The sequence below is a fragment of the Amycolatopsis sp. N2S4-7 genome (genome assembly GCF_058119595.1).
The window spans coordinates 2,373,882-2,395,652 of the sequence record NZ_CP172299.1 but is presented as its reverse complement, the minus strand read 5'-3'; the positions used below and the strand labels follow the sequence as shown (position 1 = coordinate 2,395,652).

Here is a 21,771-nt window from a genome sequence, read left to right as displayed (position 1 = left end):
GTGACTTCGCAGACCGAGGCCCGGTCGTCCCGTGGTGGCCTGGCGTTGCCGGTGATCGCCGCCGCGCAGCTGCTGATCGTGATGGACGGCACCATCGTGACCGTCGGGCTGCCCGCCATCGCGACGGGACTGGACATCGCCGAGACCGACCTGAACTGGGTCCTGATCGCCTACGCGCTGGCGTTCGGCGGACTGCTGCTGGCCGGGGGCCGGGCCGGCGACCTGTTCGGCCGCCGCAGGTTGTTCCGGGTGGGGCTGGTGGTGTTCCTGCTCGCCTCCGTGCTGGGCGGCGTGGCCCAGACCGGCGGCATGCTGATCGCCGCGCGCGTACTGCAGGGCGTCGGCGGCGCGGTCATCGCCCCGACCGCGCTGTCCCTGCTCGCCGACACCTTCCCCGCCGGGCCGCGGCGCACCAAGGCGCTGGGTGTGTACGGCGCGATGGGCGGTCTCGGCGCCGTGGTCGGCCTGCTGCTCGGCGGCACGCTCACCGAGTACCTGGGCTGGCGGTGGATCATGTTCGTCAACATCCCCTTCGCCCTCCTGCTGCTCGCCGCACGCTCGTGCTCGGCCCCGGAACCCGCCGGCGCGGCGGCCTCGACCTGCCCGGCGCCATCACCGCGACCCTCGCGCTCGGCTCACTGGTCTACGCGATCAACCGGGCCGGGTCCGACGGCCTCGACGACGGGCTGAGCCTCCTGTCCGGCGCGGCGGCCGTGGTCCTGGCCCTCGCGTTCGTGGCCTTCCAGCGCCGCGCCCGCACCCCGATCCTCCCGGCCGCGCTGCTGGCCGACCGGGCCAGGCTCGGCGCCAACCTGGTCATGCTGCTCATGGGCGCCGGTCAGCTGGCCACGTTCTACTTCCTCACCCTCTACATGCAGTCGATCGAGCACTACCCGCCCGTCCGCACCGGACTGGCCTACCTGCCGTTCGCGATCGGCATCGGCCTCGGCTCCGCCGTGGCCGGTCCCTGGCTGCAGGCCCGCACCTCCGCCCGGAACACCCTGGCGGCCGGCCTGGCCGTGGCCGCCGTGGCGATGGGCTGGTTCAGCCTGCTCACCCCGGACCAAAACCCGCTGGTCGTCCTGCTGCCCGCCCAGCTGGTCGGCGGGATCGGCCTGGGCATCGGTTTCGTCGCCGCGACAATCGGCGGCGTACAGGGTGTCGCCGCGAAGGACACCGGCGTCGCCTCCGGACTCCTCAACACCAGCCAGCAGATCGGTGGCGCACTGGGACTGGCGATCCTGGCGAGCGTCGCGGCTGCCGCCACCGCCGCCCGGCCCGGAGCCACCCCCACCCGGGACGCCCTCACCAGTGGCTACACCACCGGCCTGCTCGGCGCGAGCGCGTTCTACCTGACCGCCATCATCGCCGCCCTGCTCCTCCTGCGGCCACGCCCGAGTCGTCCGGCGAACCCGGACAGCCCCGCGAACCGGTCGCCGGAACCGGTTACCTCCACGACCCGCCATCCGTCAGAGCAGTGACCACCGCAGAGTCCGGAAAGGACACCAGCACCATGACCACTCCCACGACCGGTCGCCGGTCGCGGCTTCCCGACCCCGCCAAGCTCGTGCCCGAACTGGCAGAGGTCGGCGCGGCCCTGTTCAAGGTCACCGGGAACGGCTCGATCCCGCGGACCACCATCAGCCTGGTGCAGCTGCGCGCCGGGCAGATCGTCGGGAACACCTACCTGACCGCCCTGCACACCGGCAACCTCCGCAAGGCCGGGGAAACCGACGAGCGCGTCACCGCCGTGGCTTCCTGGCGGGACGCAACCTGCTTCACCGAAGCCGAACGCATCGCGCTGGCGCTCGTGGAGGCCGTCCTCACCCCCAACCCCCACGGCGAACGCGTGCCCGACGAGCTGTACGCCCAGGCGGCGACCCACTACGACGACAAGGCGCTCGCCACCCTCACCATGGCGATCGGCCAGGTCGGCTTCTTCATCTCCCTGGCCCTCATCGGCAAGCCGCTCGCCGGTGTCTCGCCCACCGAGCAGTGGCGGTAGCAGCACCCGGGCCCGGTCGCTCGCACGCGAACGTGGCACTGACCACGAGGCCGGTCCGTCCCACCGAAAGGAAAGAACCCATGCCCACCCGAGTGTGGCCTCGACGGCTGCGCACCGCGTTCTACTGGTTCCTCGCCGCCGAATTCACCCTGGGCGCCGTGACCAAGTTCTGGCCCGGCCCCACCTTCACCGGACCGGCGTACTCCGTGAAGTTCGCCGACTGGGGCTACCCGACCTGGTTCCGGTTCGTCGTCGGCGCGATCGAACTGGTCTGCGCCGTGCTGCTCGTCGTTCCCGGCCGCCGGCCCCGGTTCCTCGCCGCGGCGACCCTGGTCCTCCTGCTCACCAGTGCGGTCACCACCCACATCGTCAACCACGACGAGCTCTACCAGAGCGTCGCGGCACCCACCCACCTGGTGATCATGGCGGTCATCGGCCTGGCGAACTGGCCGGCGGACTGGCGGGACCTGCTGCGGAGTGCACCGCAGAACCCATCGACGACAGGGGATCGGCTGTGAAGCTCACGGTTTTCGGTGCGAGCGGCGGCATCGGCCGTCTCCTGCTCGAACAGGCCGCCGCCGCCGGACACGACGTCACCGCGGTGGTCCGCGACCCGGCGAAGGTGGCCGGGCACCCCGGGCGGGTCGTGTCCGCCGACCTGCTCACCGCCGCCCCGGCGATCCTCGCCGGCGCCGTCGCCGGTGCGGACGCGGTCGTGTCCGCGGTGGGCCCGGCGAGCAACGCCACCGCCGGAGTCGCGTCCCAGGCCACCACGAAGATCATCCGGGCGATGCGTGAGGCCGGGGTCCGCCGCCTCGTCGTGGTCAGCGCCGCCCCGGTGGGCACGATGCCCGCCCCGGGGCGGCCCCACCCGCCCCGGCGCGACCCGGGGGACCGGTTCTTCCTCGGTGCCGTGCTCTACCCCATCCTCAAGGCCGCTTTGCGCCCGCAGTACCGGGACCTGGCGCTGATGGAGGACATCCTGCGCGACAGCGGGCTGGACTGGACCGCGGTCCGGCCGGTCCAGCTCACCGGCAAACCGCCGACCGGCCGCTACCGCACCGCCCTCGACCGCAATCTCCCCGGCGGCCGGTACGTCTCCCGCGCCGACGTCGCGGCCTGTCTGCTGCGCGTCCTCGACCAGCCGGAAACCGCAGGGCACACCGTCGGCATCGCCAACTGACTTCGGCGGAGAAGTCTCAGACGGCGGGACAGAGCGATCAGGGCCGGGGTATGTCGTTCCTCGCGCGTTCGCGCAGGTGAACGGAGCAGCCGGACCGCCGAGCCCAGACGCACCTCGACTCGCGAGCAGGATATGTGAACCGGCCGACCGCCGTCCGTCGGCCGGTTCACCCTGTCGTCCCCACTCCGTAGTCGCCCAAGCTCGACCGCCGCCACTCCGGCGACGTCAACGTCGAACGCGCCGTCGTGCAGGCCCTGATCAGCATCGACGGCCCTGCCAGAGCGAACCGACGAGGTCGGCCGTCGCTGGAGGAACGCGCTGCCCGGATCTGCTGGGCGGCGATGAAATCCTGCTCGGTAATCAGCTGCCGCCGCATGATCTTGCCCGACCCCGTCTTCGGCAGCTCCGCCACGAACTCCGCCGAGGCTTCTGCGGGTCGACGTGGCCGGTTCACCCGGCCGGCCGCGTGCTGGACCGCCGCCGCGCCAGCGAGTCGGAAGGCCCGGTCGTCGGGATGCCCGGCCTCCGCCGCAGCGCGTCTTCATCGCCGAGGCCGACGTCGTCGCGGACCTGGATGAGCTCGCCCGTCACGGCGGTGCGGCTGCTCCAGGCGCCGCACCGCATCACCCGGCCCCGAGCGGCCTGCCGTACGGCCGGGCGGTCTGGCTCCCCAGCCTCTCGACCGTCTTCTGGGCGCTGCGGGCAGCCGCGCCGAGGGGGCATCGAGCGGCCGGTGCCGCCGTGTCGGCGTGGCTGTGCGTTCTGAACTCCCGGTACCGCCACGGCGCAGGGGCCGACGCCCGCTGCCGGGTCAGAGCAGTGCGTCCAGGGTGATCGGCAGTGACCGCACGCGCACGCCGGTCGCGTGGTGCACGGCGTTGGCGATCGCGGCCGCCACGCCCACCAGTCCGACCTCGCCGACCCCCTTGGTGCCGATCGGGTTCATGCGGTCGGGCTCGCCGACGAAGGTCACGTCGATGTCGGGGATGTCCGCGTGCACCGGGACCAGGTAGTCGCCGAGCGTCGCGTTGGCGATGCGGCCGGTGGCCGGGTCGGTGACCGTTTCCTCGAACAGCGCCATGCCGATTCCCCCGATGACGCCGCCGATGATCTGGCTGGTCGCGGTCTTCTCGTTGAGGATCCGGCCACCGTCGACCACCGAGACGACGCGCGTCACCCGGATCAGGCCGAGATCCTCGTCGACCCGGACCTCGGCGAAGTGGGCACCGAATGCGCCCGCGGGTGCCATTCCCAGGCGCCGGGGGTCGGCGGGCGTGCTGCTTCCCTCGGCGGTCAGCTCCGGCAGCCCGTGGCGGGACAGCACCTCGGCGTAGCTTTCGCCGCGCCGGGGATCGGCGCGAAACTGGATGCGTCCCTGCGCCGGGACCACGTCCGCGGGGTCGACGCCGCGCAACGGCGACTCCGCGTCGTCGTGCACAAGGTCGAGCACGGCGGCGAGCAGCCGCGAGCACGCGTCGTGGACGGCGGAGCCCAGCGCGCCGGTGAGACCGGATCCGCCCGCCTGCGGTGCCTTCGGCAGATCGGTGTCCCCGAGGTCGAAACGCACGTGTTCCGGTGGCAAACCGAGCAGTTCGGCCGACAGCTGGGTCATCACCGTGTACGTTCCCGTGCCGATGTCGATCGCCGCGCTGCCGACGGTGGCCCGCCCGTCGGCCGAGAGCGTCGCGCGTGCCCGGCACGGGGCTTGGTACCAGGGATAGCTCACGCCCGCGACGCCCTGGCCGACCAGCCAGTGCCCGTCGCGCGAGGACCGTGGCGCGGCGGCACGCCGGGACCACCCGAACCGCTCGGCGCCCACGGTGTAGCACTCCCGAAGCGACTTCCCGGACCAGGGCAGCGCCAGCGCGGGATGCGTGTCGGCGTAGTTGCGCAGCCGGAGGTCCACCGGGTCCATGCGCAGCGCCAGCGCCAGTTCGTCCATCGCCGATTCGAGCGCGAAGTTCCCCTGCGCCTGGGCCGGGGCCCGCATCGAGACCGGCGCCGGGATGTTCACCCGTACCTGCTGGTCCTGCGTGCGCACGTTCTCGCACGCGTACGCCTCGGCCGAGCCCGCCGCGAAGGGCTCGTAGTCGTCGTCCTCGATGGCCAGCAGCGAACGGCTGCGGTGCTCCAGGGCCAGCAGCCGGCCGTCGGCGCTCGCCCCGAGCCTGACCCGCTGGACGCCCTTGGGCCGGTGGCCGACCGAAGTGAACATCTGCGGCCGCGTCAAGACGAGTTTCACCGGACGGCCCAGTTCACGGGCCGCCAGTACGGCGAGGATCACGTGTGGCCAGACGCGCAGACCGGCCCCGAACCCGCCGCCGACGAACGGGCTGAGCACCCGCACCGATTCCTCGGGCAGGCCGAAGACCACCGCGAGTGTCTCCCGCACCAGCGACGGCCATTGTGTCGAGTCGTGCACGGTGAGCCGGTCGCCTTCCCACTCGGCGAGGGTGGCGAACAGGCCCAGCGGGTTGTTGGTGTTGTCCGACGTGGTGTATTCCGCCTCGACCCGCACGGGCGCCGCGGCCAGTCCCGCCGCGGGGTCACCTCGCTCGCTGTCCAGGCCCCACGGGTTGTCGACGGTGACGGCACGCGGATCGTCCGGGTCGAGGACGGGTTCGGCGGCGGCGTACTCGACACGCACCGCCGCCGCGGCCGCGACGGCCTGTTCACGGGTCTCGGCGACCACGAGCGCGACGTGCTGCCCGTGGTGCAGCACCCGGTCGTCCTGCATCGGCGCCGGCGGCGACGTGCCCAGCGCGGTCATGGGTCCCCGCGCCAGCGGAGGCACGTTCAGGTGGCTGAAAACCCGCACCACTCCCGGTGCCGCTTCGGCGGTGGCCGTGTCGATCGCGGCGATCCGTCCCGCCGCGACGGTGCTCTGCACCAGGACGGCGTGCCCCTGCCCGGGTGCGCTGAAGTCCGACGAATAGGCCGCTCGGCCACTGACCTTGCGGGGCCCGTCGACCCGGTTCATTCCGGTGCCGATGAAGGGCAGTGCCCGGGACGTGGTCATCGGAACCCCTCCGAAACCGTGAGGAGCTGCCGGACCAGTGCGCGTCGGGCCAGCTCGACCTTGAAAGCGGTGCCGGGCACGGTCCACGCACCGGCGACCGCGGCCACCGCGGCCTCGCGACAGTTCGCCGCTGTCACCGGCGCGCCCCGCAGCTTCTCCTCGGCCGCCATCGCCCGCCACGGTTTCGAACCGACGCCGCCCAGCGCGATCCTCGCCGTGCGCACGACGCCGTCCTCGGTTTCGAGTGCGGCCGCCACCGAGACCAGGGCGAACTCGTACGACACCCGGTCGCGCACCTTCAGGTAGCCCGAGTGCGCGGTCTCCGGCAGCAGCGGGATCTCCACAGCCGTGATCAGCTCACCGCGCGCCAGCACGGTTTCGACGTCCGGTGTCGTACCCGCTTCGGCGTAGAACTCCGTGAGCGGCACGCTCCGCGCTCCGTCGACGCCCTCGGTGTGCACGATGGCGTCCAGCGCCACCAAGGCCACGGCGAGGTCGGACGCGTGCAGCGCGATGCACCGCTCGCTCACGCCGAGGATGGCGTGCATCCGGGCGGGTCCGGTGACGGCCGCGCAACCGGACCCCGGCGCGCGCTTGTTGCAGACGGTGACCGCCGGGTCGCGGAAGTACCGGCACCGGGTGCGCTGCAGGAGGTTGCCGCCGATCGTGGCCGTGTTGCGCAGTTGCACGGAAGCCCCGAGCAGCAGCGCCTCGCGCACCACGGGCAGCCGGCGCGTGACGACCGGATCCGCCGCCAGCTCCTCCATCGTGGTCAGGGCGCCGACGTGCAGCGAGCCACCGGTCTCGAGAACGCCGCGCAGGGGCAGCCGCGTGATGTCGACCAGCCGCTCGGGATTCAGGATGCCGTCCTTCATCAGGTCGACCTGGGTGGTGCCGCCGGCGAGGTACGCCGTGCCGGCGTGCTCGGCGGCCGTCAGTGCTTCGGCGACTTCGGACGCCCGGACGTACTCAAACGTGCGCATCGGTGCCTCCGGTGTCCGCCACTTCACGGATCGCCGCCACGATGTTCGGGTACGCGGCGCAGCGGCAGAGGTTCCCGCTCATGAATTCGCGGATGTCCTCGTCGGACGTCGCGCGGCCCTCGGCCAGCAGTGCCACGGCCGACATGACCTGGCCGGGCGTGCAGTAGCCGCACTGGAAGCCGTCGTGCCGGACGAACGCCTCCTGCACCGGGTGCGGACGCCCGTCGCGGCCCAGTCCCTCGATCGTGGTCACCTCACGCCCTTCGCACTGCGCGAGCAGGAGCAGGCAGGAAAGCACCCGCCGCCCGTCGGCGTGCACGGTGCACGCCCCGCACGCGCCCTGGTCGCAGCCCTTCTTGGTGCCGGTGAGGGCCAGCCGGTCGCGCAGGGCGTCGAGCAGGGTGACGCGGGGGTCGGCGACCACCACCCGCGGTTCGCCGTTCACGACGAGGGCCGTGGTGATCCCGGTGGGGCACCGGTCCGGGACTCGCGACGCCGTCCGTAGCTGTGGTGTGGAGGTCATCCCCTCACGGTGCGCCCGGGTCGCCGTCCGCGAACCCGGGATTCACCCCGGTGGGGCCCGGGAGAGGCCCGGGGTGCGGCGGCTTCGGCAGGGTACGCAGCTGCTTGCGCGACGTGACGCCGAGCTTGGCGAACACCCGGCCCAGGTGCCATTCCACCGTGCGCGGGCTGAGGAACAGCCTCGTTCCGATCTCGGCGTTCGACAGGCCTTCGCGGACCAGCCACGCGACCTGGACCTCCTGGGCGGTGAGCTCAGGACCGCCTTCGGCCACGCGCCTCGGCGGATTCCCGCCCGGGAGCAACTCGCGCTCCGCCCGGCGCGCGAACGCCTCCATCCCCATTTCCGCGAACAGGTCGTGTGCGGTCCGGAGCTGCTCGCGCGCCGCCTGCCGCCGCCGGTTCCGTCGCAGCCACTCGCCGTACAGCAGGTGGGCTCGCGCGAGTTCGCCGCGCACGCGCGTCCGGCCGAGCCGTTCGATCGCCTCGCGGTAGTCGTCCTCGGCAGCCGGGCCTTCGGTGACCAGCGCCCGGCACCGGGCCTCGATACCGAGTGCCCAGTCGGTGCCACTGACCCCGGTGTGCGCGCGCAGCCGCCGGAACGCCTCCGCGGCCTCACGCGGCTGTCCGTTCCGGGCTGTCGCTTCGACCCGTTCGGCCACCATCCACAGCCCCGCTCCGACCAGCAGCCGCTCCTGCGCCACGAGCCCGGTCGCGGTCACCGCGTCGGCGTACCGGCCCAGGCTGTTGCCCAGCAGCGCCTCCGCCCACGCGTAGATCTGCGCCCCGGCTCCTTCACCGCGGGCCAGCACCGCACCACGGGTTGCGGCGATCAGCGCCGTGGTCTCCCTCTCGCGGCCCTGCCAGGCCGCGAGCATGACCGCTCCGTAGGGGGCGAGGCCGACCCCGATCGCCTCCGCCAGGACGTCGATCTCGCCCACCAGCGCCGCCGCCTCGGCCAGCTCGCCCAGCACCACGTGCACCGCCACCCGCGAGGTCACCGCCAGCGGCAGCGTGGTGAGCGCCCCGGCCGCACGGGCCTGTTCGACGTGGTGCGTGGCGAGCCGCTCCCAGCTCGGGTAGTCCCACAAGTCGGGGGCGGTGGTGCCGGCCAGCCAGAGCCAGCGCAGCTCGTCCGCGCCGGCGTCGGCCTCGGCGCAGAACGCCCTGATGGCCCGCTTCAGCCGGTGGCTGCCGGCGGCGAACTCACCGGTGTCGCGGGCGGCCAGTCCGTCGAGGAGCAGATCCGCCGGAGTGGGCGGGCCCGGCGGCGCCGGCGCGCGACGTGCGGCCTCCGCCACCTCCACGACGGTGCCGCCCACCGCGAGGTGGAGCGCGAACCGCGCCGCGGACAAGGCCTGCAGGTAGGTGTCCCTGGCCAGGCGCGCGTCGAACGGCTCCAGCTGCTGGGCGGTCTTGAGCAGCAGCATCGGCGCCTCGGCGCCGCGGCTGACCGCGAAGGCCACCTCGGCGCGGAGCAAGTTGACCTTCGCGTGGCGCAGGTCGTCGAAGCGGCCTGCCTGAGCCGCGGCCACCAGGCCGAGCGCCGTTTCGGGTGCTCCCGCATCGAACGCCGCCCGCGCGGCGGCCAGTGCGCGCTCCGCCCGCAGCACCGGGTCGCGGGTCAGTTCGACCGCTCGAGCCAGGAAGGCCGCCGCGGCGGGGAGCCCGCCCCGCGCCTGCGCGCGGCTCGCCGAGCGTTCCAGCTCCGCCGCCACCTCGTCGTCCGGCCCGGTGACGCCGCGCGCCCGGTGCCACGCCCTGCGGTCCGGATCGGACGCGGGGTCCGTGCACTCCGCCAGCGCCCGGTGCGCCCGCTGCCGCTGCTGCTCGGTGGCGCCGTCGTACACCGCCGACCGCACCAGCGGGTGGCGGAACCGCACCCGCGCGCCGAACTCGACGAGCCCGGCCGCCACCGCCGGGCCCGCCGCGTCGGGTCCCACCCCCAGCCGTTCGGCGGCGGCCCACACGAGCACCACGTCGCCGAGCGGGTCGGCCGCGGCGACCAGCAGCAGCCACCACGAGGCTTCCGGCAGCCGCGTGACCCGCTGCCGGAAACTCACCTCGATCCGGCCCGGCAGCACCCGCCCGGCCGGCAGGCCGAACCCACCGGCCAGCTCCGCGGGGGACATGCTCCGGGGCAGCTCCAGCAAGGCCAGCGGATTCCCCCCGGTTTCCGCGACGATCTGGTCCACCACGCGCTCGTCCACCGGCCCCGGCAACGCCGTCCGCAGCAGCGCCCGGGCGTCCTCGGTGGGCAGTCCGGGGACCGGCAGCTCGGTGAGACCGGCCGGCAGGCTGCCCGGGTCCCGGTTTCGCGTCGCGAAGATCAAGCCCACGGAATCGGCGAACAACCGGCGGGCCGCGATCGCCAGCGCCTGGGTCGAAGCGCGATCCAGCCAGTGCAGGTTGTCGACCAGGCACACCAGCGGACGCTCCGCACCGGCCTCGGCGAGCAGGCCCAGCACGGCGAGCCCGACGAGGAGCCGGTCCGGCGCCGAACCCGCGGTCAGGCCGAAGGCGGTGTACAGAGCCTGGCGCTGCGGCCCCGGGAGCGCGTCCACCCTGTCCAGCAGCGGCACGCACAGCTGGTGCAGCCCGGCGTACGGCAGCTCCATCTCGGCCTGGACCCCGGCCGTGCGCAGCACCCGGCACCCCGGCGCGTGCGCGGCGACGTACTGGAGTAGCGCGGTCTTGCCCGAGCCGGGCTCCCCGACCACCAGCAGAGCGCGACCCTGTCCCGCTCGCACGGCGTCGACCAGCCCGTCGAGCGTTGCGCACTCCCGGCGCCGGCCCAGCAGCACCCGATCGCCTCCGTCCAGCAGCTCCCCGGCGGCGCGGGGTTACGCCCGCGGGCAACCAGTTTAAGGTGCTTGCGGCCGTAGTGCTTCCGCCGTGGCACGGAGGCTGCCGAGGACATGACCGAATGGAAGAGAACGAGCGGAAGGCGTTCACCGCCGCAGGGACCCGCACCGGCAAGCCGACCACCGTACGGGCGTACGGCGGCCCCGCATCGCACCCGTGGGGTGACCCCGTACTTCTACGCGGTGTTGTGGGGGCGCCCGGAAGCGCACCCGTTCACTCACGAGGGTCCGGGGGTGAGCCACTGATGCCCACGTCTGATTCCCAGCACCTGATCGGCCTCATGCGCGCAGGGGAGTGACCTCGACCGGCGTGTGCAGGACGCGGTCGTGGCCGGTTTCGCGTCACGGGCCGGTGAGTTCGAAGGATCCGGTGCAGGGCAGGTCGGCGGCGGAGCGTCCGAGGAGCACCTCGATGGTTCCGGGTTCGACGACGCGGCGGAAGTCGAGCCCGGTGAAGGCGGTGCGGTCGGCGTGCAGGGTGAACGTGACCCGGGCACCCGCGCCGGGTTCCAGGGCGACGTGAGCGAACCCGGCCAATTGCCGGACGGGGCGGGTGACCTGAGCTTGGACGTCGTGCAGGTAGGGCTGCACGATTTCGTCGCCGGCCCGCTCGCCGGTGTTGCGGAAGGTGACCGAAATGGACAGCCGGCCGTCCGTCGGGACCTCGCTTGCGCTGATGTCGAGGTCGGAGTAGGCGAACGTGGTGTAGGAGAGGCTGTGGCCGAACGGGAACAGCGGGGTCGGGTTGAGGTTGCTGATGCCTTCGCTGTTGCGACCGAGCGGCGGGTTCAGGTATGTGCCCGGCGAGCCACCGGGCGACTGCGGGATCCGCACCGGAAGGCGTCCCGACGGGGTGATCCGCCCGGTCAGCACGCCGGACAGGGCGCTCCCGCCTTCCTCGCCGGGCATGAACGCCTGGACAAGGCCCAACCGGCTTGGGCGACGCAACCCACTTGATCCCCCGGACGGGGACGAGCTCGTCCCTCGCTCGGGGGACGAGCACTGAGATTCGGGAACCGGGGCATTTCCTGGATGGCGCGACGCCCGCCGGCCCATAGTTTTCGGGCATGAGAAAGACAGCTATCGCGGTTCTCGCCGCCGCGGCCCTTGGGCTTACCGCCCTCCCCGCCTACGGCGCGACGGCGGACGCGCCATTGAGCAAAACCCCCCTGAGTGCCTGCGCCTACGCCGATCCCGCCGGCGCCGAACCCGTTCCCGACCTCACCCGGCCCAATGCCACGGCGCTGGCCGAGTCGATTTCCAGCGCGCCCGACCAGGACACGACCGGCGCACTGGTCCGCCTCACCGGCTCTGCGGGCGGCTGGAGCGGGACCAGCGGGTACTCCGACGTCGCCACCCACGCACCTGTCGACCCCGATGGCTACGTCCGGATCGGCAGCACCACCAAGACGTTCACCGCCGTGATCGTGCTCCAGCTCGCGCAGGAACACCGCGTCGATCTCGAGCAGCCCGTGCAGAGGTACCTGCCGGGCGTCCTGCCGCCGAGCTACCCGCCGATCCCGGTGCGCACCCTGCTCGACCACACTTCCGGCCTGCCCAGCATCGACATCCCGTGGCTCGCCGACCCCGACGAGGTGATCAAGCATCGCTACGAGCACTGGAGCCCGGCCCGCGTGCTGGGCACCGCGACCGCTCATCCGATCGACTACGCGCCCGGCACCGCGCAGAAGTACACCAACACCAGCTACGTCCTCGCCGGGATGGTCATCGAGAAGGTCACCGGCCACTCCTACGGGCAGGCCGTGCGCGACCGGATCGCCCGGCCGCTCGGCATGTGGCGGACCTTCGAACCCGGCGACGACCCGCGGCTGCCGAACCCTCACTCGAACGGGTACATCACCAACGCGCACGGGGACCTGGTCGACGTCACCGAGATGAACCAGTCGATCCCGTGGTCCGCGGGCAGCCTCGTGTCCACCGCACCCGACCTCGACCGGTTCATCACCGGCCTCTTCCGCGGCCGCCTCCTCGGCCCGGCGATGATGACCCGGCTGTTCACCGTGCCCAAGGTCCCGATGTTCGACGGCACCGGCGACGCGTACTACAGCCAGGGCCTCATGAAGATCCGGCTGGGCAAGATCACCGTCTGGGGAAAGACCGGCAGCCGCTACGGCTACTCCAGTGGCGTCTTCGCCACCTGCGACCTGCAACGCAAACTCGCCTACTCGGTCAATGCCACCACCAAGAGCAGTGACGGCCAGCCGGCGATCGTCCAGAAGATCGCCGTGGCCGCGACGATCCCCTCGCCTTCGGCGTAGAAGGGCGGCCGGCGGTTCGAGCCGACAGCCGGGGCCTGCGCGATCCTGGCCACGTACGAACTCCCGCTCCGCTGACTCGGCGACGCGTCGCACGGCTGCTGATCACCTCGACCGGCGCCTCCGCGGCGGGTTGGGAGCGGCGGCGTCACCAGCCGGCGGGGCGGAGGTGCGGGGGCGGTCGCGGGCGCTTCAGGCTGAGCGGGTGGCGGCTTCGCCAGCGGCTTGCACTGGCCCGGCGGTGAGGACACCTACGACCTCATCGACAACGCCGAGGTGGTCAGGGCCGCGCTCAAGCGCCTGGACGCGGCTCGGACCCCTTGATCCGTTCGACGAGCTCGTCGCGGTACTCCCGCACCGCCTGAAACTCGGTGGCCCGCTTCAACGCGTTTTCCAGGATTTTCGGCCCTTGGTGTTCGTCGCCGCGCGCATCCGCCTGCCTCGCGGCGTTCTCCATGGCTTTGGCGAGCCGTGGAGGAAGCGGCCGAGGCTGAGGCCGCCGCTGGCCCAACATTAGTACGAGATCGTATAATACGAAACCGTGAAGAACGAATCCGTAATACTCGAGCTGCAGCGCGCAACCCATGCGACACTCCACCTGCTCACGACGGAGCTCGTTGATCTCGACCTGACTGCGTCAGAGATCAACGCGTTGGGCAACCTCGCGGACGGCACCGGCCGAACGGTGTCCGAACTGGGGGCCGCCGTAGGGACCCGGCCCGCGACGCTGACCGGCATCCTCGACCGCCTGGAACGCCGCGGCCTGATCACTCGCGGTGCCCGGCCGGGCGACCGTCGTGCTGTGCTCATCGAACTCACGGTGGACGGCGAACAGACCGCCGCGCTGATCCGCCGTACCCTCGGCGATCTGGAGAAACGCGCTCTCGCCGGGCTTTCGGCGGATGCTGTCGACGGGGCTCGTGCAGTACTGCGGGCCTTGACCGAGGCCGGCCGGTGAGTCTCGACCACGCGGCAGATCGGATGCCGGCCACCGACGACCCGTTCGATGCTCTGATGGCCGAGGTCATGGCACGTGCGGACCGGTTCGGCCATCGCCAGCACATCCACCTGACCTGGCTTGCCGTGCGTCGATACGGCACCGGCACCGCGGCCGCGATGATCAGCAACGGCATCCGGCGGACGGCGCGATATGCCGGCGCGCCGCAGAAGTACAACGCGACGGTCAGCCGGGCCTGGGTCGAGCTTGTCGGCCACCACGTTGCGTCCGGCGACGAAGACGACTTCGACGCCTTCGCGGATCGTTACCCCGCGCTGTTGGACAAGCGTCTACTCGCGCACCACTACCGACCGTCGACGCTGGCGACGGCCGAGGCGAGGTCCGGCTGGGTGGCGCCCGACCTCAAGCCGTTGCCGGGCACCGACGAAGCCGTCGCCTAACGTCAAATGAGGGGCCGACAAACGCCTCTCCGTGCTCGAAGCTTCAGCTCGATGGTGGCCACCGTCGCCGGCTTGCGCACTGCCATCGCCCGAGGCGGGCCTGCGCACGGATCGCGGCGGATCCGCGCACCGTCGTACGTCCTTGATGTCGGCGGGTCGCAGGGTGTCCGGCGGCCCCGCCGGTCGACCTCAAGCCGGCGGCCGTAGGCGTAGGCACAGCGGCGGTTGTCCGACGGCATCGCCCCGGCCGGCAGCGGAACACCGGTCACCCGGCCGGCTGGTCGAGTGCGGCGATCTTTCTCGGCGTCGTGAAAACGTGATCGTCAGTCCGACTTGGCCCGGGAGCGAGTCGGTGAGCAGCAGCCGGCGGCTTCGAACACGATGGCGGCTCTGGACGCCTTGTCCGCGGCGGCGGGCAGCCGCTCATCGCTGCGGGCGCTCCAGGACCTTGGTCAGCTCGACGTTGCCGCCGACGACAGCGCGGGCCAGGTCGGTGAGACGCAGGTGTCGCGCGCGGGCGTAACCGCGTAGCCGGGCGAACGCCTCGTCCATCGAAACGGTGCCGTGTTCGGCGAGCACTCCCTTGGCCTGTTCTATCACCAGGCGGCTGGTGAGCGCGGTCTGCAGCTGCTCGGAGAGCTGGTCGCCGCGTTCGATGCTCCGCTGCTGCAGGATGCCGATCGTGGCGACGTCCGCCAGTGCCTGCCCGAGCTCGATCTCCTCCCGGTCCGCGCCGCCGGTTTCGGTGTTCAGCAAGGTCAGGACCCCGATGACCTGGTCGCGCAGCCGCATCGGCAGGGCTTGCGCCGCACGGAACCCGCACTCGGCGGCCGCCGCGGCGAACCTCGCCCAGCGGTGCGCCTCGGCCGGCAGGTCAGTGCAGGACACCGGCGCTCCGCTGCGCACGCAGTCGACGCAGGGACCGTCTTCGGTCTGCACAGCGAACAGTTCCAGCAGTTCGGCCCGCTGCGAAGACGTGGCCACTACCTGCAGGCCGCGGTTGGCGTCGAGCAAGATCACCCCGGCCGACGAGACGCCGAGCAGGTCGACGCAGTGTTCGGTGAGCATGTGCAGGAAGTCGGCGACGTCGAAATCTGCCACGAGGGTGTCGGCGAGCTCGACGAACGTGCGGGATATCCGCCGCACCCGGTCTTGCGGCGCTTGCTCCAGCGCTTCAGGGGTGGTTGCCATGAGTGGCGGTTACCCCCGTCTCGCCCGATCTCACGGCCGCGACGCGTCGGTCGATCCGGTCAGCAGTTCGGCGGGGTCGAGGTCCGCGGTCGCGACGTCGTGCGCGACGTCAGAGAGCCGTCGGCGGTGCGTGCGGGCGTAGCCGCGCAACGCGAGGTACGCCTGGTGCATGTCGAGCCCGCCGGCTTCGGCGAGGACGCCTTTGGCCTGTTCGACGACGGTGCGGCGGTGCAGGGTGGCTTGCAGCTGTTCGGACACGACCTCGTCGTGGCGGATCGCGCGCTGCTGCAGGATGCCGATGGTGGCGACGTCGGCCAGGGCCTGGCCCAGGGCGACACTGGCGTCGTCGATGGCTCCCGGGGCCGTGCCCAGCAGGGTCAGTGCGCCGATGACGTCGTCGCGCAGCCGCATCGGGACCGCGCACGCGGCGCGGAATCCCGCGTTCACCGCCGCCGGCGCGAACTGGGGCCACCGCCCGGACTCGGTCGCCAAGTCGGCGCTGGCCACCGCGACCCCGGTGTCGACGCAGTCCAGGCACGGCCCCTGAAGGGTTTGTGCCGCGAACACCTCGATCAGCTCGGCTTGTTCTGATGACCCGGCGGTCGGGCGCCAGCCGCCGCGCTGGTCGGAGAGGACGACCGCGGCGGCGTCGACGTCGAGCAGTTCCGCGGCGCGCTCGGTGAGCATGCCGAGGAAGTCGAGCACGTCGAAGTCGGCGACGAGGGTGTCGGCCAGGGACACGAACGTGTTCGCGAGCCGCTGGTCCCGGGCATCGCTCATCTTGCCGGGCCTTCCGTCACTGTGTGTCATTGCCCGTCCTCGGTGTCGGTGAAGCGCAGAGACCGCTCGACGACCTGCCGGGCGACGTCGGCCAGTGGCACGTTGTGGGTGAATGCATGGGCACGCAGCCGCATCAGCGCCACGTCGGTCGTCGAGCGCAGCTGGACCTGAACCATGCCGGTGGCCTGGTGCACCTGTTCGTATGGGTCGGCCAACCAGCTCACGTCCTCGGTGCGGTGTCCGTCCAGATCGGCTATCACCCCTTGGGTGGCCAGGTCACTGAGGATCAGCGCGTCGGCCAGCTCGACTCTGGTGAGGGGGCCGGGCGTTTCGCGGTAGAGGTCCAGCGAGCCCAGCCGGACCACGCCGATCTGGAGCGGGAAGGAGAACACCGCCGCCGCGCCCAGCTCGCACGCTGCGGGGGTGAAGGCGGGCCACCGTGCGTTCGCAGCCGCCAGGTCGGCGATCAGCACCGGCCCGCCGGAGGCGAAGGCGTCCAGACATGGCCCTTCACCGACCGTGAGTTGCAGATCTTCCAGCCCGGCGCTGACGTCGTTGGTCGCGTGCACCAGTCCACGGCTCGGCGACGACCCGTTGCCGTCGGGCATTGTGCTCAGCACGGTGGCGCCGGCTCCGGACACGGACAGCTCCCGCACGCACCGCTCGCACGCCAGGCTCACGGCGGATGCAGAGCGGACGGCACCGTCTGCGGCCAGCAAGGCCTGCATCCGCTGACGCCGGTTTTCCACCATCGGTCCTCCAGGCGCTCGACCCTCGTGCGACTACCCGCAGCGTACGACCCGACCCGTGCAGGTAGCCGCCGTCTCCGCCCTGGATGCGGGGGCTCCGGATCGGGCGCTGGTTGATCGCGTCACTTAAGCGAGTTACCGTGGCTCTGCGTGGTTGAGCAGTGCCACCGCCTTCCAACGCTTCGGCCTGGCCGAGTCCCCGCCTCGTCGTTAGCGTCCGATCTTGACGCTGTGCAGGGGATTCGATGGACAAGTTGCCCGGTTGGACCGACATCGGTCATGAGGCGCTTCTGTCTTTCCGGACGTCTCGTCCCGAGCCCGGGGTGGCGGTGGTGGCGATCAGGGGCGAGATGGACCTGGCCACCGCTCCGCGGATGGCGGACGAACTCGACACGGTTCACCGCGAAGCACCCAAGCGGTTCGTGCTGGACATGTCCGGCGTGGTGTTCCTGTCGTCGACGGGTATCGGAGCGCTGCTGAACCTCCATCGTGCGTGTCAGCGTGGCGACACGGATCTGACGTTGATCCCGTCGTCGTTCGTACGGCGTGTACTGACTGTGGCGGGGTTGGCCGAGTCGTTCACCATCATCGAACCGCCGCCGCAAGAGGCGGATCGACGACGTCTCGCCTGACGGTTGCCCGGGTGAGCGGTCAGCGAAGGGCAGCGCCGAGGTCTGCGGGATCGAGGGTTCTCTCGGCCAGGTCACGAGCGACATCGGAGAGCCGGCGCCGCTGCCGGTGGGCGTATTCGCGCAGCCGGGTGAACGCGTCGTGCATGTCCAGGCCGTCGTGTTCGGCGAGGACGCCCTTGGCCTGCTCGACGACGATGCGTTGGTGGAGCGTGGCTTGCAGTTGCTCGGCGAGGAGCTCGCCGCGGTCGGCGGCGCGGTGGTGCAGCATGCCGATCGTCGCGACGTCCGCGAGTGCCTGCCCGACGGCGATGGTGTCGGCGTCGAGGGCGATGGGTTCGTGGTTGAGCAGGGTCAGCGCCCCGATGGTCTGCTCCCGCAGCCGCATCGGCACGGCCGACGCCGCGCGGAAGCCGGCGTCCAGTGCCGCGGGCGCGAAGCGGGGCCAGCGGGCCAGTTCCGTGGCCAGGCCGAGGTCGGCGCTGGTGACCGCCTCCCCGGTGGCGACGCAGTCGAAGCACGGGCCTTGATGCGTTTGCGCGATGAACAGTTCCAACAGGTCGGCCCGCTCGGACGAGCCGGCGGCGGGCCGCCAGCCGCCGCGCTGGTCGGACAGGATGACCCCGGCGGCGTCGACGGCCAGGAGTTCGACGCTGCGCTCGGTCAGCAGCGCCAGGAAGTCCAGGACGTCGAAGTCGGCGACGAGCGTGTCGGCGAGCGCGACGAAGGTCCGCGCCAGCCGCCGGTCCGGGTTGCCAGTGCTCATGCGGCGCGCCTCTCTTCGTCGATCGTCATGCGGGTTCCCCGTCCGGGGTGAACCGCAGCGTCCGGGCCACGACCTGGCGGGCGACGTGGGTCACCGTCACGGCATGGGTGAACGCGTAGCCGCGCAGGCGCAGCAACGCCGTTTCGGCGGTGGCGCCGAGCTGGACGCTCACCATGCCGGCCGCCTGGTGGACTTCGACGTGGGCATCGGCCAGCCAGCTCAGATCGGTGGTGGCGTGCCCGTCCAGCTCGTCGATCACGGCGTGCGTGCCCAGGTCGGCCAAGATCAGCGCATCGGTCAGCTGCAGCGGGGTCAGCGGACCCGGCCGGTCGCGGTAGAGGTCCATCGAGCCGAGCCGGACCACTCCGACCTGCAGGGGGAACGAGAACACCGCGGCCGCGCCGAGTTCGGCCGCGGCCGGGGCGAACGCCGGCCATCGCCCGAGGTCGGCGGCGAGGTCGGACACCAGGATCGGTCCGCCCGCGGCGAAGGCATCCAGGCACGGGCCTTCACCCACGGTGAGCTGCAGATCTTCGAGCCCGGCGCTCACCGGATCGCTGGCGTGCACCAAGCCTCGGCGGGGACTGCTCAACGCACCGTGGTGGCTCTCACTGAGCACGGTGGCACCGGCGCCGGACACGGCCAGATCGGAGACGCACAAGCGGCAGATCTGCGCTACCCGCTGTCCCCCGTCGATTTCGCCTTCGGCGGCCAGCAGCCCCTGGAACCGCTGCCGCCGCTCGGACACCTTGACCACTCCCATCGCCGTACTCCGAGGGTAGGCCGTCTGTGTGGCGATCGCAGGCCACGCCGTCAGGCGCCGGCGAGATTCTGGACGCGCTTGTAGTCGGCAGAGCGATGCGGGCGGCCGGCGCCGCGCTCTTCTCCGTCTGCTCTGCGACCCAAGCCGGTGTCCGCGGCCTGACCGGCGGCGGCGCGGTGGTCGACCGCTCGGTTGGAGCCCGGCCGGCTGAAGGCCACTAGGCGGGCGAGGCGGTGTCGGTGTCGGCGCCGTTGTCGGCCCGGCGTTCGGTGTGATCGGTTCCGTGCCAGTCCAGGCACAGCACGGTGGCGTCGTCCTGGAGTTGATTGCGGCAGGCGTGCCGCACGGCCCTGGTCGCCGCCCGCACCACCTCCCGGGAGTGGAGCCCCTCGGTCTCGCGGATCAGAGCGGGCAGGTCGACGCCGGCGGCGTCGCGCTCGAACATGCCGTCGGTGAGCAGTACCAGCCGATCACCGGGGCGCAGGTCCAGCCGTTGCACCACGTACCGGTACGGCTCGAAGCCGAAGAGCAGGTCGATCTCCAGCTCTATCGCCTCGACCACGCCGTCGCGCAGCAGCAGCGGCGCGGGATGTCCGGCGTTCACCAGCTCGACCCCTCCCGCGTGCAGGTCCACGCGTAGCAGCAGCCCGGTCGCCAGGGATACTTCCTCGCCGTGGTCGAGCAGGGCCTGGTTGGCTTGGCGGGCCTGCTCTGCCAGGTCGTGGCCGGCTCGGCGGGCCCCGCGCAGCGCACCGACCAGCAGGGTCGCGGTCAGTGCCGAGTTCACGTCGTGACCGGCGGCGTCGGTGATCGACAGGTGCAGGGTGTCGCCGTCCACGGTGTAGTCGTAGGTGTCGCCGCCGATGTCGTCGGCGGGCACCAGGGCGCCGGCGATGGTGAACTGGGCCGCCTCGCAGGAGGACGCCGAGGGCAGGAGCTGGTGCTGGATCTCCGCGGCCAGGCTCATCGGGGTGGTGCGCCGGCCGGTGTGGTAGCGGTCGGTGAAGCGGCGGTCGGTGATGATGACGTAGGCCAGTGCGTGCGCGGCTTCCCCCAGCTGCGCCAGCACTTCCTCGTCGCAGGAGGGCACGGTCACCTCCAGGACACCGATGCAGTCGCCGCGGTTGGTCACCGGCAGCACCACCCGGACCCCGTCGTCGTTCTGCTCCTGCCACGGCTGCTGGGTGCGCAGCACCCTCTCGTAGGCGCTGTCCCGCAGATCGACCGGCTCCGGGTCGTGCCCATCCGGGTCCTGCGTGGTCGAGGCCAGCCGTACCAGGTGTTCCTCGACGAGGTCTACCAGCAGGAAGGAGACGTCGAAGGCACCCAGCCGCTTCGCCAGGTCGCGCGCGACAACCTCGACCGACTCCACGGGCGGTGCGCTCTCGGCCGCCGACAGCACATCACCCGGTCCCAGCACCCCACCGTCCACAGCCACCTCCGACCACCTCGAGCCCACGCAACCTCATCATCCGCACCGCCCGGGCGCAAGATCGCCGGGATTCGAAGACTCGTCTGGCCGGGGCTGGCGCAACGGTCGGAGGATGGGGCCGATGAGCTGAACCGACGATCAGCCGCTCGTGATGACGCCGGCCACAACCACTGGTGGCTCGGACCTTTCACGATCATGGGTGCGATCTCGTCTTGATGACGGGACCGGTCGTTCCCCGGCGCCGGGATGTCAGTTCTGTTGGTGTGGTCGTCGCGCTGCGATGTCCGCGGCTCCCGCGCCGCCCAGGCGCGGCGCAAGGGGAGGCCCGTTCAGCCGGTCGTGGCCGGTTCGGGCGGTACCGCGCATTTCCTCGATCGCCGCGTCCGTCACGCGGGCGAACTCGGCCTGCGCCGCGGCCTGAGCGGAGAGCAAGCCCGCGCCGCGAGCCTCGGCGACCTCGCTCTCCGCGGTACTGACCGCGATCTGTGCCACAGCGTGCGGTGCTCGGCGTCGGCGTCTCGGCCAGCCGCTCTTGCACACCTGGATCCGCGATCCGGTCCCGCTCGGAACCGCCCCGGGAGGGCTCGGTCATGATCGCCACGTTTCGGGTCGTGTGGGCACCGCGTGTCCCGTGTCGGCCGGTCGGGTGTCAGGCGCCGAGACGGCTGTAGATGCGGCTGGCCAGCGACGCGGCCAGCTGGTTCAACGCGGCCGGCGGGTCGAGCTGCGCGAACTGGCCGAGCAGCTCCGCCGCCGCGTAGGCCTCGGCCTCCGACAGCACGGCCGCGCACCGCTCCCGGCGGCCCTGCTCCAGCAACCGCGTCAAGGCTTCGGCGTACTCGGCCATGTCACGCACTCCGACCAGGCCGTACCGCTCATCGAGCGGGCTCTGCTGCGTGATGTCCTCGCTCAAGGCCGTACGCCCTCCTCGTCACCCGTTCGACTGCCTCCAGAAAATCTATGTCGGCCGAAGTAGACATTCAACGGCGGGCGTGTGTAGTGTCCTCCTCGTACCGAGAGAGACAACGTCAAGCAGGCGCGGGAGAGGACGTAACTACCCGCGAGGTGAGACAAGGCGGTCAGGCAGCACGGAGCCGATCCAGGGAACAAGGTTTCGGCTGGTGACCGCGAGCATTGCTCCAGGACCGGGTCGTGAAGAAGGTTCGACCGAGCAGTACCGGTTCCGGAGCGGAAGTGCAGGACGCGGGCAGAGT

24 protein-coding genes and 1 pseudogene are annotated in these 21,771 nt (G+C 71.7%); 9 read left to right on the top strand and 16 right to left on the bottom strand.

The annotated features are described in order from the left end of the window. The 5 genes from ACH54P_RS11075 (at window position 1) to ACH54P_RS11055 (ending at window position 3,188) form a co-directional block, all read left to right on the top strand. Window positions 1-690, top strand: coding sequence for an MFS transporter (locus tag ACH54P_RS11075; RefSeq protein WP_489912277.1), 690 nt, complete (start codon window positions 1-3; stop codon window positions 688-690). A gap of 23 nt (window positions 691-713) precedes the next feature. Then, on the top strand, window positions 714-1,481 hold the full coding sequence (locus ACH54P_RS11070; RefSeq protein ID WP_489916385.1) for an MFS transporter: 768 nt from the start codon (window positions 714-716) through the stop codon (window positions 1,479-1,481). 32 nt (window positions 1,482-1,513) lie between these two features. Continuing rightward, window positions 1,514-2,005 (top strand): carboxymuconolactone decarboxylase family protein, encoded by a 492-nt coding sequence (locus tag ACH54P_RS11065; protein WP_489912276.1) that lies wholly within the window; start codon window positions 1,514-1,516, stop codon window positions 2,003-2,005. An 80-nt stretch (window positions 2,006-2,085) separates the two neighbouring features. Next, window positions 2,086-2,523 (top strand): DoxX family protein, encoded by a 438-nt coding sequence (locus ACH54P_RS11060; RefSeq protein ID WP_489912275.1) that lies wholly within the window; start codon window positions 2,086-2,088, stop codon window positions 2,521-2,523. Further along, the gene (locus ACH54P_RS11055; protein ID WP_489912274.1) at window positions 2,520-3,188 is read left to right on the top strand and encodes an NAD(P)-dependent oxidoreductase; all 669 of its coding nucleotides are present in this window, start codon (window positions 2,520-2,522) and stop codon (window positions 3,186-3,188) included. The genes ACH54P_RS11060 and ACH54P_RS11055 overlap by 4 nt, the downstream gene beginning before the upstream one ends. A 166-nt stretch (window positions 3,189-3,354) precedes the next feature. Here ACH54P_RS11055 and ACH54P_RS11050 read toward each other — a convergent pair whose 3' ends face one another. From ACH54P_RS11050 to ACH54P_RS11020, 7 genes and pseudogenes are all read right to left on the bottom strand, one after another. Beyond that, complete coding sequence (locus tag ACH54P_RS11050; protein WP_489912273.1) at window positions 3,355-3,600, bottom strand: hypothetical protein; 246 nt, start codon at window positions 3,598-3,600, stop codon at window positions 3,355-3,357. A gap of 38 nt (window positions 3,601-3,638) precedes the next feature. Further along, complete coding sequence (locus ACH54P_RS11045; protein ID WP_489912272.1) at window positions 3,639-3,779, bottom strand: hypothetical protein; 141 nt, start codon at window positions 3,777-3,779, stop codon at window positions 3,639-3,641. 220 nt (window positions 3,780-3,999) lie between these two features. Beyond that, window positions 4,000-6,207, bottom strand: a complete 2,208-nt coding sequence (locus tag ACH54P_RS11040) for a xanthine dehydrogenase family protein molybdopterin-binding subunit (protein ID WP_489912271.1) — start codon at window positions 6,205-6,207, stop codon at window positions 4,000-4,002. Beyond that, window positions 6,204-7,190 (bottom strand): FAD binding domain-containing protein, encoded by a 987-nt coding sequence (locus tag ACH54P_RS11035; RefSeq protein WP_489912270.1) that lies wholly within the window; start codon window positions 7,188-7,190, stop codon window positions 6,204-6,206. Before ACH54P_RS11035 ends, ACH54P_RS11040 begins: the two co-directional genes overlap by 4 nt. Beyond that, the gene (locus ACH54P_RS11030) at window positions 7,177-7,713 is read right to left on the bottom strand and encodes a (2Fe-2S)-binding protein (RefSeq protein ID WP_489912269.1); all 537 of its coding nucleotides are present in this window, start codon (window positions 7,711-7,713) and stop codon (window positions 7,177-7,179) included. The genes ACH54P_RS11035 and ACH54P_RS11030 overlap by 14 nt, the downstream gene beginning before the upstream one ends. A 4-nt stretch (window positions 7,714-7,717) precedes the next feature. After that, window positions 7,718-10,513: a helix-turn-helix transcriptional regulator gene (locus ACH54P_RS11025; RefSeq protein ID WP_489912268.1), complete on the bottom strand. Its 2,796-nt coding sequence runs from the start codon at window positions 10,511-10,513 to the stop codon at window positions 7,718-7,720. 402 nt (window positions 10,514-10,915) lie between these two features. Continuing rightward, window positions 10,916-11,497, bottom strand: a pseudogene (locus ACH54P_RS11020) (fibronectin type III-like domain-contianing protein); the annotation flags it as partial. A gap of 143 nt (window positions 11,498-11,640) precedes the next feature. Between ACH54P_RS11020 and ACH54P_RS11015 the strand changes: the two are divergent. Then, window positions 11,641-12,852, top strand: coding sequence for a serine hydrolase domain-containing protein (locus ACH54P_RS11015; protein ID WP_489912267.1), 1,212 nt, complete (start codon window positions 11,641-11,643; stop codon window positions 12,850-12,852). A gap of 289 nt (window positions 12,853-13,141) precedes the next feature. Here the strand turns inward: ACH54P_RS11015 and ACH54P_RS11010 are convergent, their stop codons facing one another. Continuing rightward, the gene (locus ACH54P_RS11010; protein WP_489912266.1) at window positions 13,142-13,363 is read right to left on the bottom strand and encodes a DUF8817 family protein; all 222 of its coding nucleotides are present in this window, start codon (window positions 13,361-13,363) and stop codon (window positions 13,142-13,144) included. 27 nt (window positions 13,364-13,390) lie between these two features. Between ACH54P_RS11010 and ACH54P_RS11005 the strand changes: the two genes are divergently transcribed. After that, entirely contained in the window at window positions 13,391-13,807 is a 417-nt protein-coding gene (locus ACH54P_RS11005) for a MarR family winged helix-turn-helix transcriptional regulator (RefSeq protein WP_489912265.1), read from the top strand. 23 nt (window positions 13,808-13,830) lie between these two features. Continuing rightward, the gene (locus ACH54P_RS11000) at window positions 13,831-14,247 is read left to right on the top strand and encodes a hypothetical protein (RefSeq protein WP_489912264.1); all 417 of its coding nucleotides are present in this window, start codon (window positions 13,831-13,833) and stop codon (window positions 14,245-14,247) included. 423 nt (window positions 14,248-14,670) lie between these two features. Here the strand turns inward: ACH54P_RS11000 and ACH54P_RS10995 are convergent, their stop codons facing one another. The 3 genes from ACH54P_RS10995 to ACH54P_RS10985 are packed head-to-tail and all read right to left on the bottom strand — an operon-like array spanning window position 14,671 to window position 16,970. After that, the gene (locus tag ACH54P_RS10995; protein ID WP_489912263.1) at window positions 14,671-15,438 is read right to left on the bottom strand and encodes a GAF and ANTAR domain-containing protein; all 768 of its coding nucleotides are present in this window, start codon (window positions 15,436-15,438) and stop codon (window positions 14,671-14,673) included. 30 nt (window positions 15,439-15,468) lie between these two features. Continuing rightward, window positions 15,469-16,218 carry a GAF and ANTAR domain-containing protein gene (locus ACH54P_RS10990; RefSeq protein ID WP_489912261.1) on the bottom strand — a complete coding sequence of 250 codons (750 nt, stop codon included), beginning with the start codon at window positions 16,216-16,218 and terminating at the stop codon, window positions 15,469-15,471. A gap of 26 nt (window positions 16,219-16,244) precedes the next feature. Then, on the bottom strand, window positions 16,245-16,970 hold the full coding sequence (locus ACH54P_RS10985; protein WP_489912259.1) for a GAF and ANTAR domain-containing protein: 726 nt from the start codon (window positions 16,968-16,970) through the stop codon (window positions 16,245-16,247). A gap of 242 nt (window positions 16,971-17,212) precedes the next feature. Between ACH54P_RS10985 and ACH54P_RS10980 the strand changes: the two genes are divergently transcribed. Continuing rightward, the gene (locus tag ACH54P_RS10980; RefSeq protein WP_489912258.1) at window positions 17,213-17,599 is read left to right on the top strand and encodes an STAS domain-containing protein; all 387 of its coding nucleotides are present in this window, start codon (window positions 17,213-17,215) and stop codon (window positions 17,597-17,599) included. Window positions 17,600-17,618: 19 nt separating this feature from the next. Here ACH54P_RS10980 and ACH54P_RS10975 read toward each other — a convergent pair whose 3' ends face one another. The 5 genes from ACH54P_RS10975 to ACH54P_RS10955 form a co-directional block, all read right to left on the bottom strand. After that, the gene (locus ACH54P_RS10975) at window positions 17,619-18,362 is read right to left on the bottom strand and encodes a GAF and ANTAR domain-containing protein (protein ID WP_489912257.1); all 744 of its coding nucleotides are present in this window, start codon (window positions 18,360-18,362) and stop codon (window positions 17,619-17,621) included. Between the two features lie 25 nt (window positions 18,363-18,387). Next, window positions 18,388-19,125 carry a GAF and ANTAR domain-containing protein gene (locus ACH54P_RS10970; RefSeq protein WP_489912256.1) on the bottom strand — a complete coding sequence of 246 codons (738 nt, stop codon included), beginning with the start codon at window positions 19,123-19,125 and terminating at the stop codon, window positions 18,388-18,390. 217 nt (window positions 19,126-19,342) lie between these two features. Next, window positions 19,343-20,563 carry a PP2C family protein-serine/threonine phosphatase gene (locus ACH54P_RS10965; protein WP_489912255.1) on the bottom strand — a complete coding sequence of 407 codons (1,221 nt, stop codon included), beginning with the start codon at window positions 20,561-20,563 and terminating at the stop codon, window positions 19,343-19,345. A 243-nt stretch (window positions 20,564-20,806) separates the two neighbouring features. Then, window positions 20,807-21,049, bottom strand: coding sequence for a hypothetical protein (locus ACH54P_RS10960; RefSeq protein WP_489912254.1), 243 nt, complete (start codon window positions 21,047-21,049; stop codon window positions 20,807-20,809). 157 nt (window positions 21,050-21,206) lie between these two features. Next, complete coding sequence (locus tag ACH54P_RS10955) at window positions 21,207-21,404, bottom strand: hypothetical protein (RefSeq protein ID WP_410671453.1); 198 nt, start codon at window positions 21,402-21,404, stop codon at window positions 21,207-21,209. Window positions 21,405-21,771 lie beyond the last annotated feature (367 nt).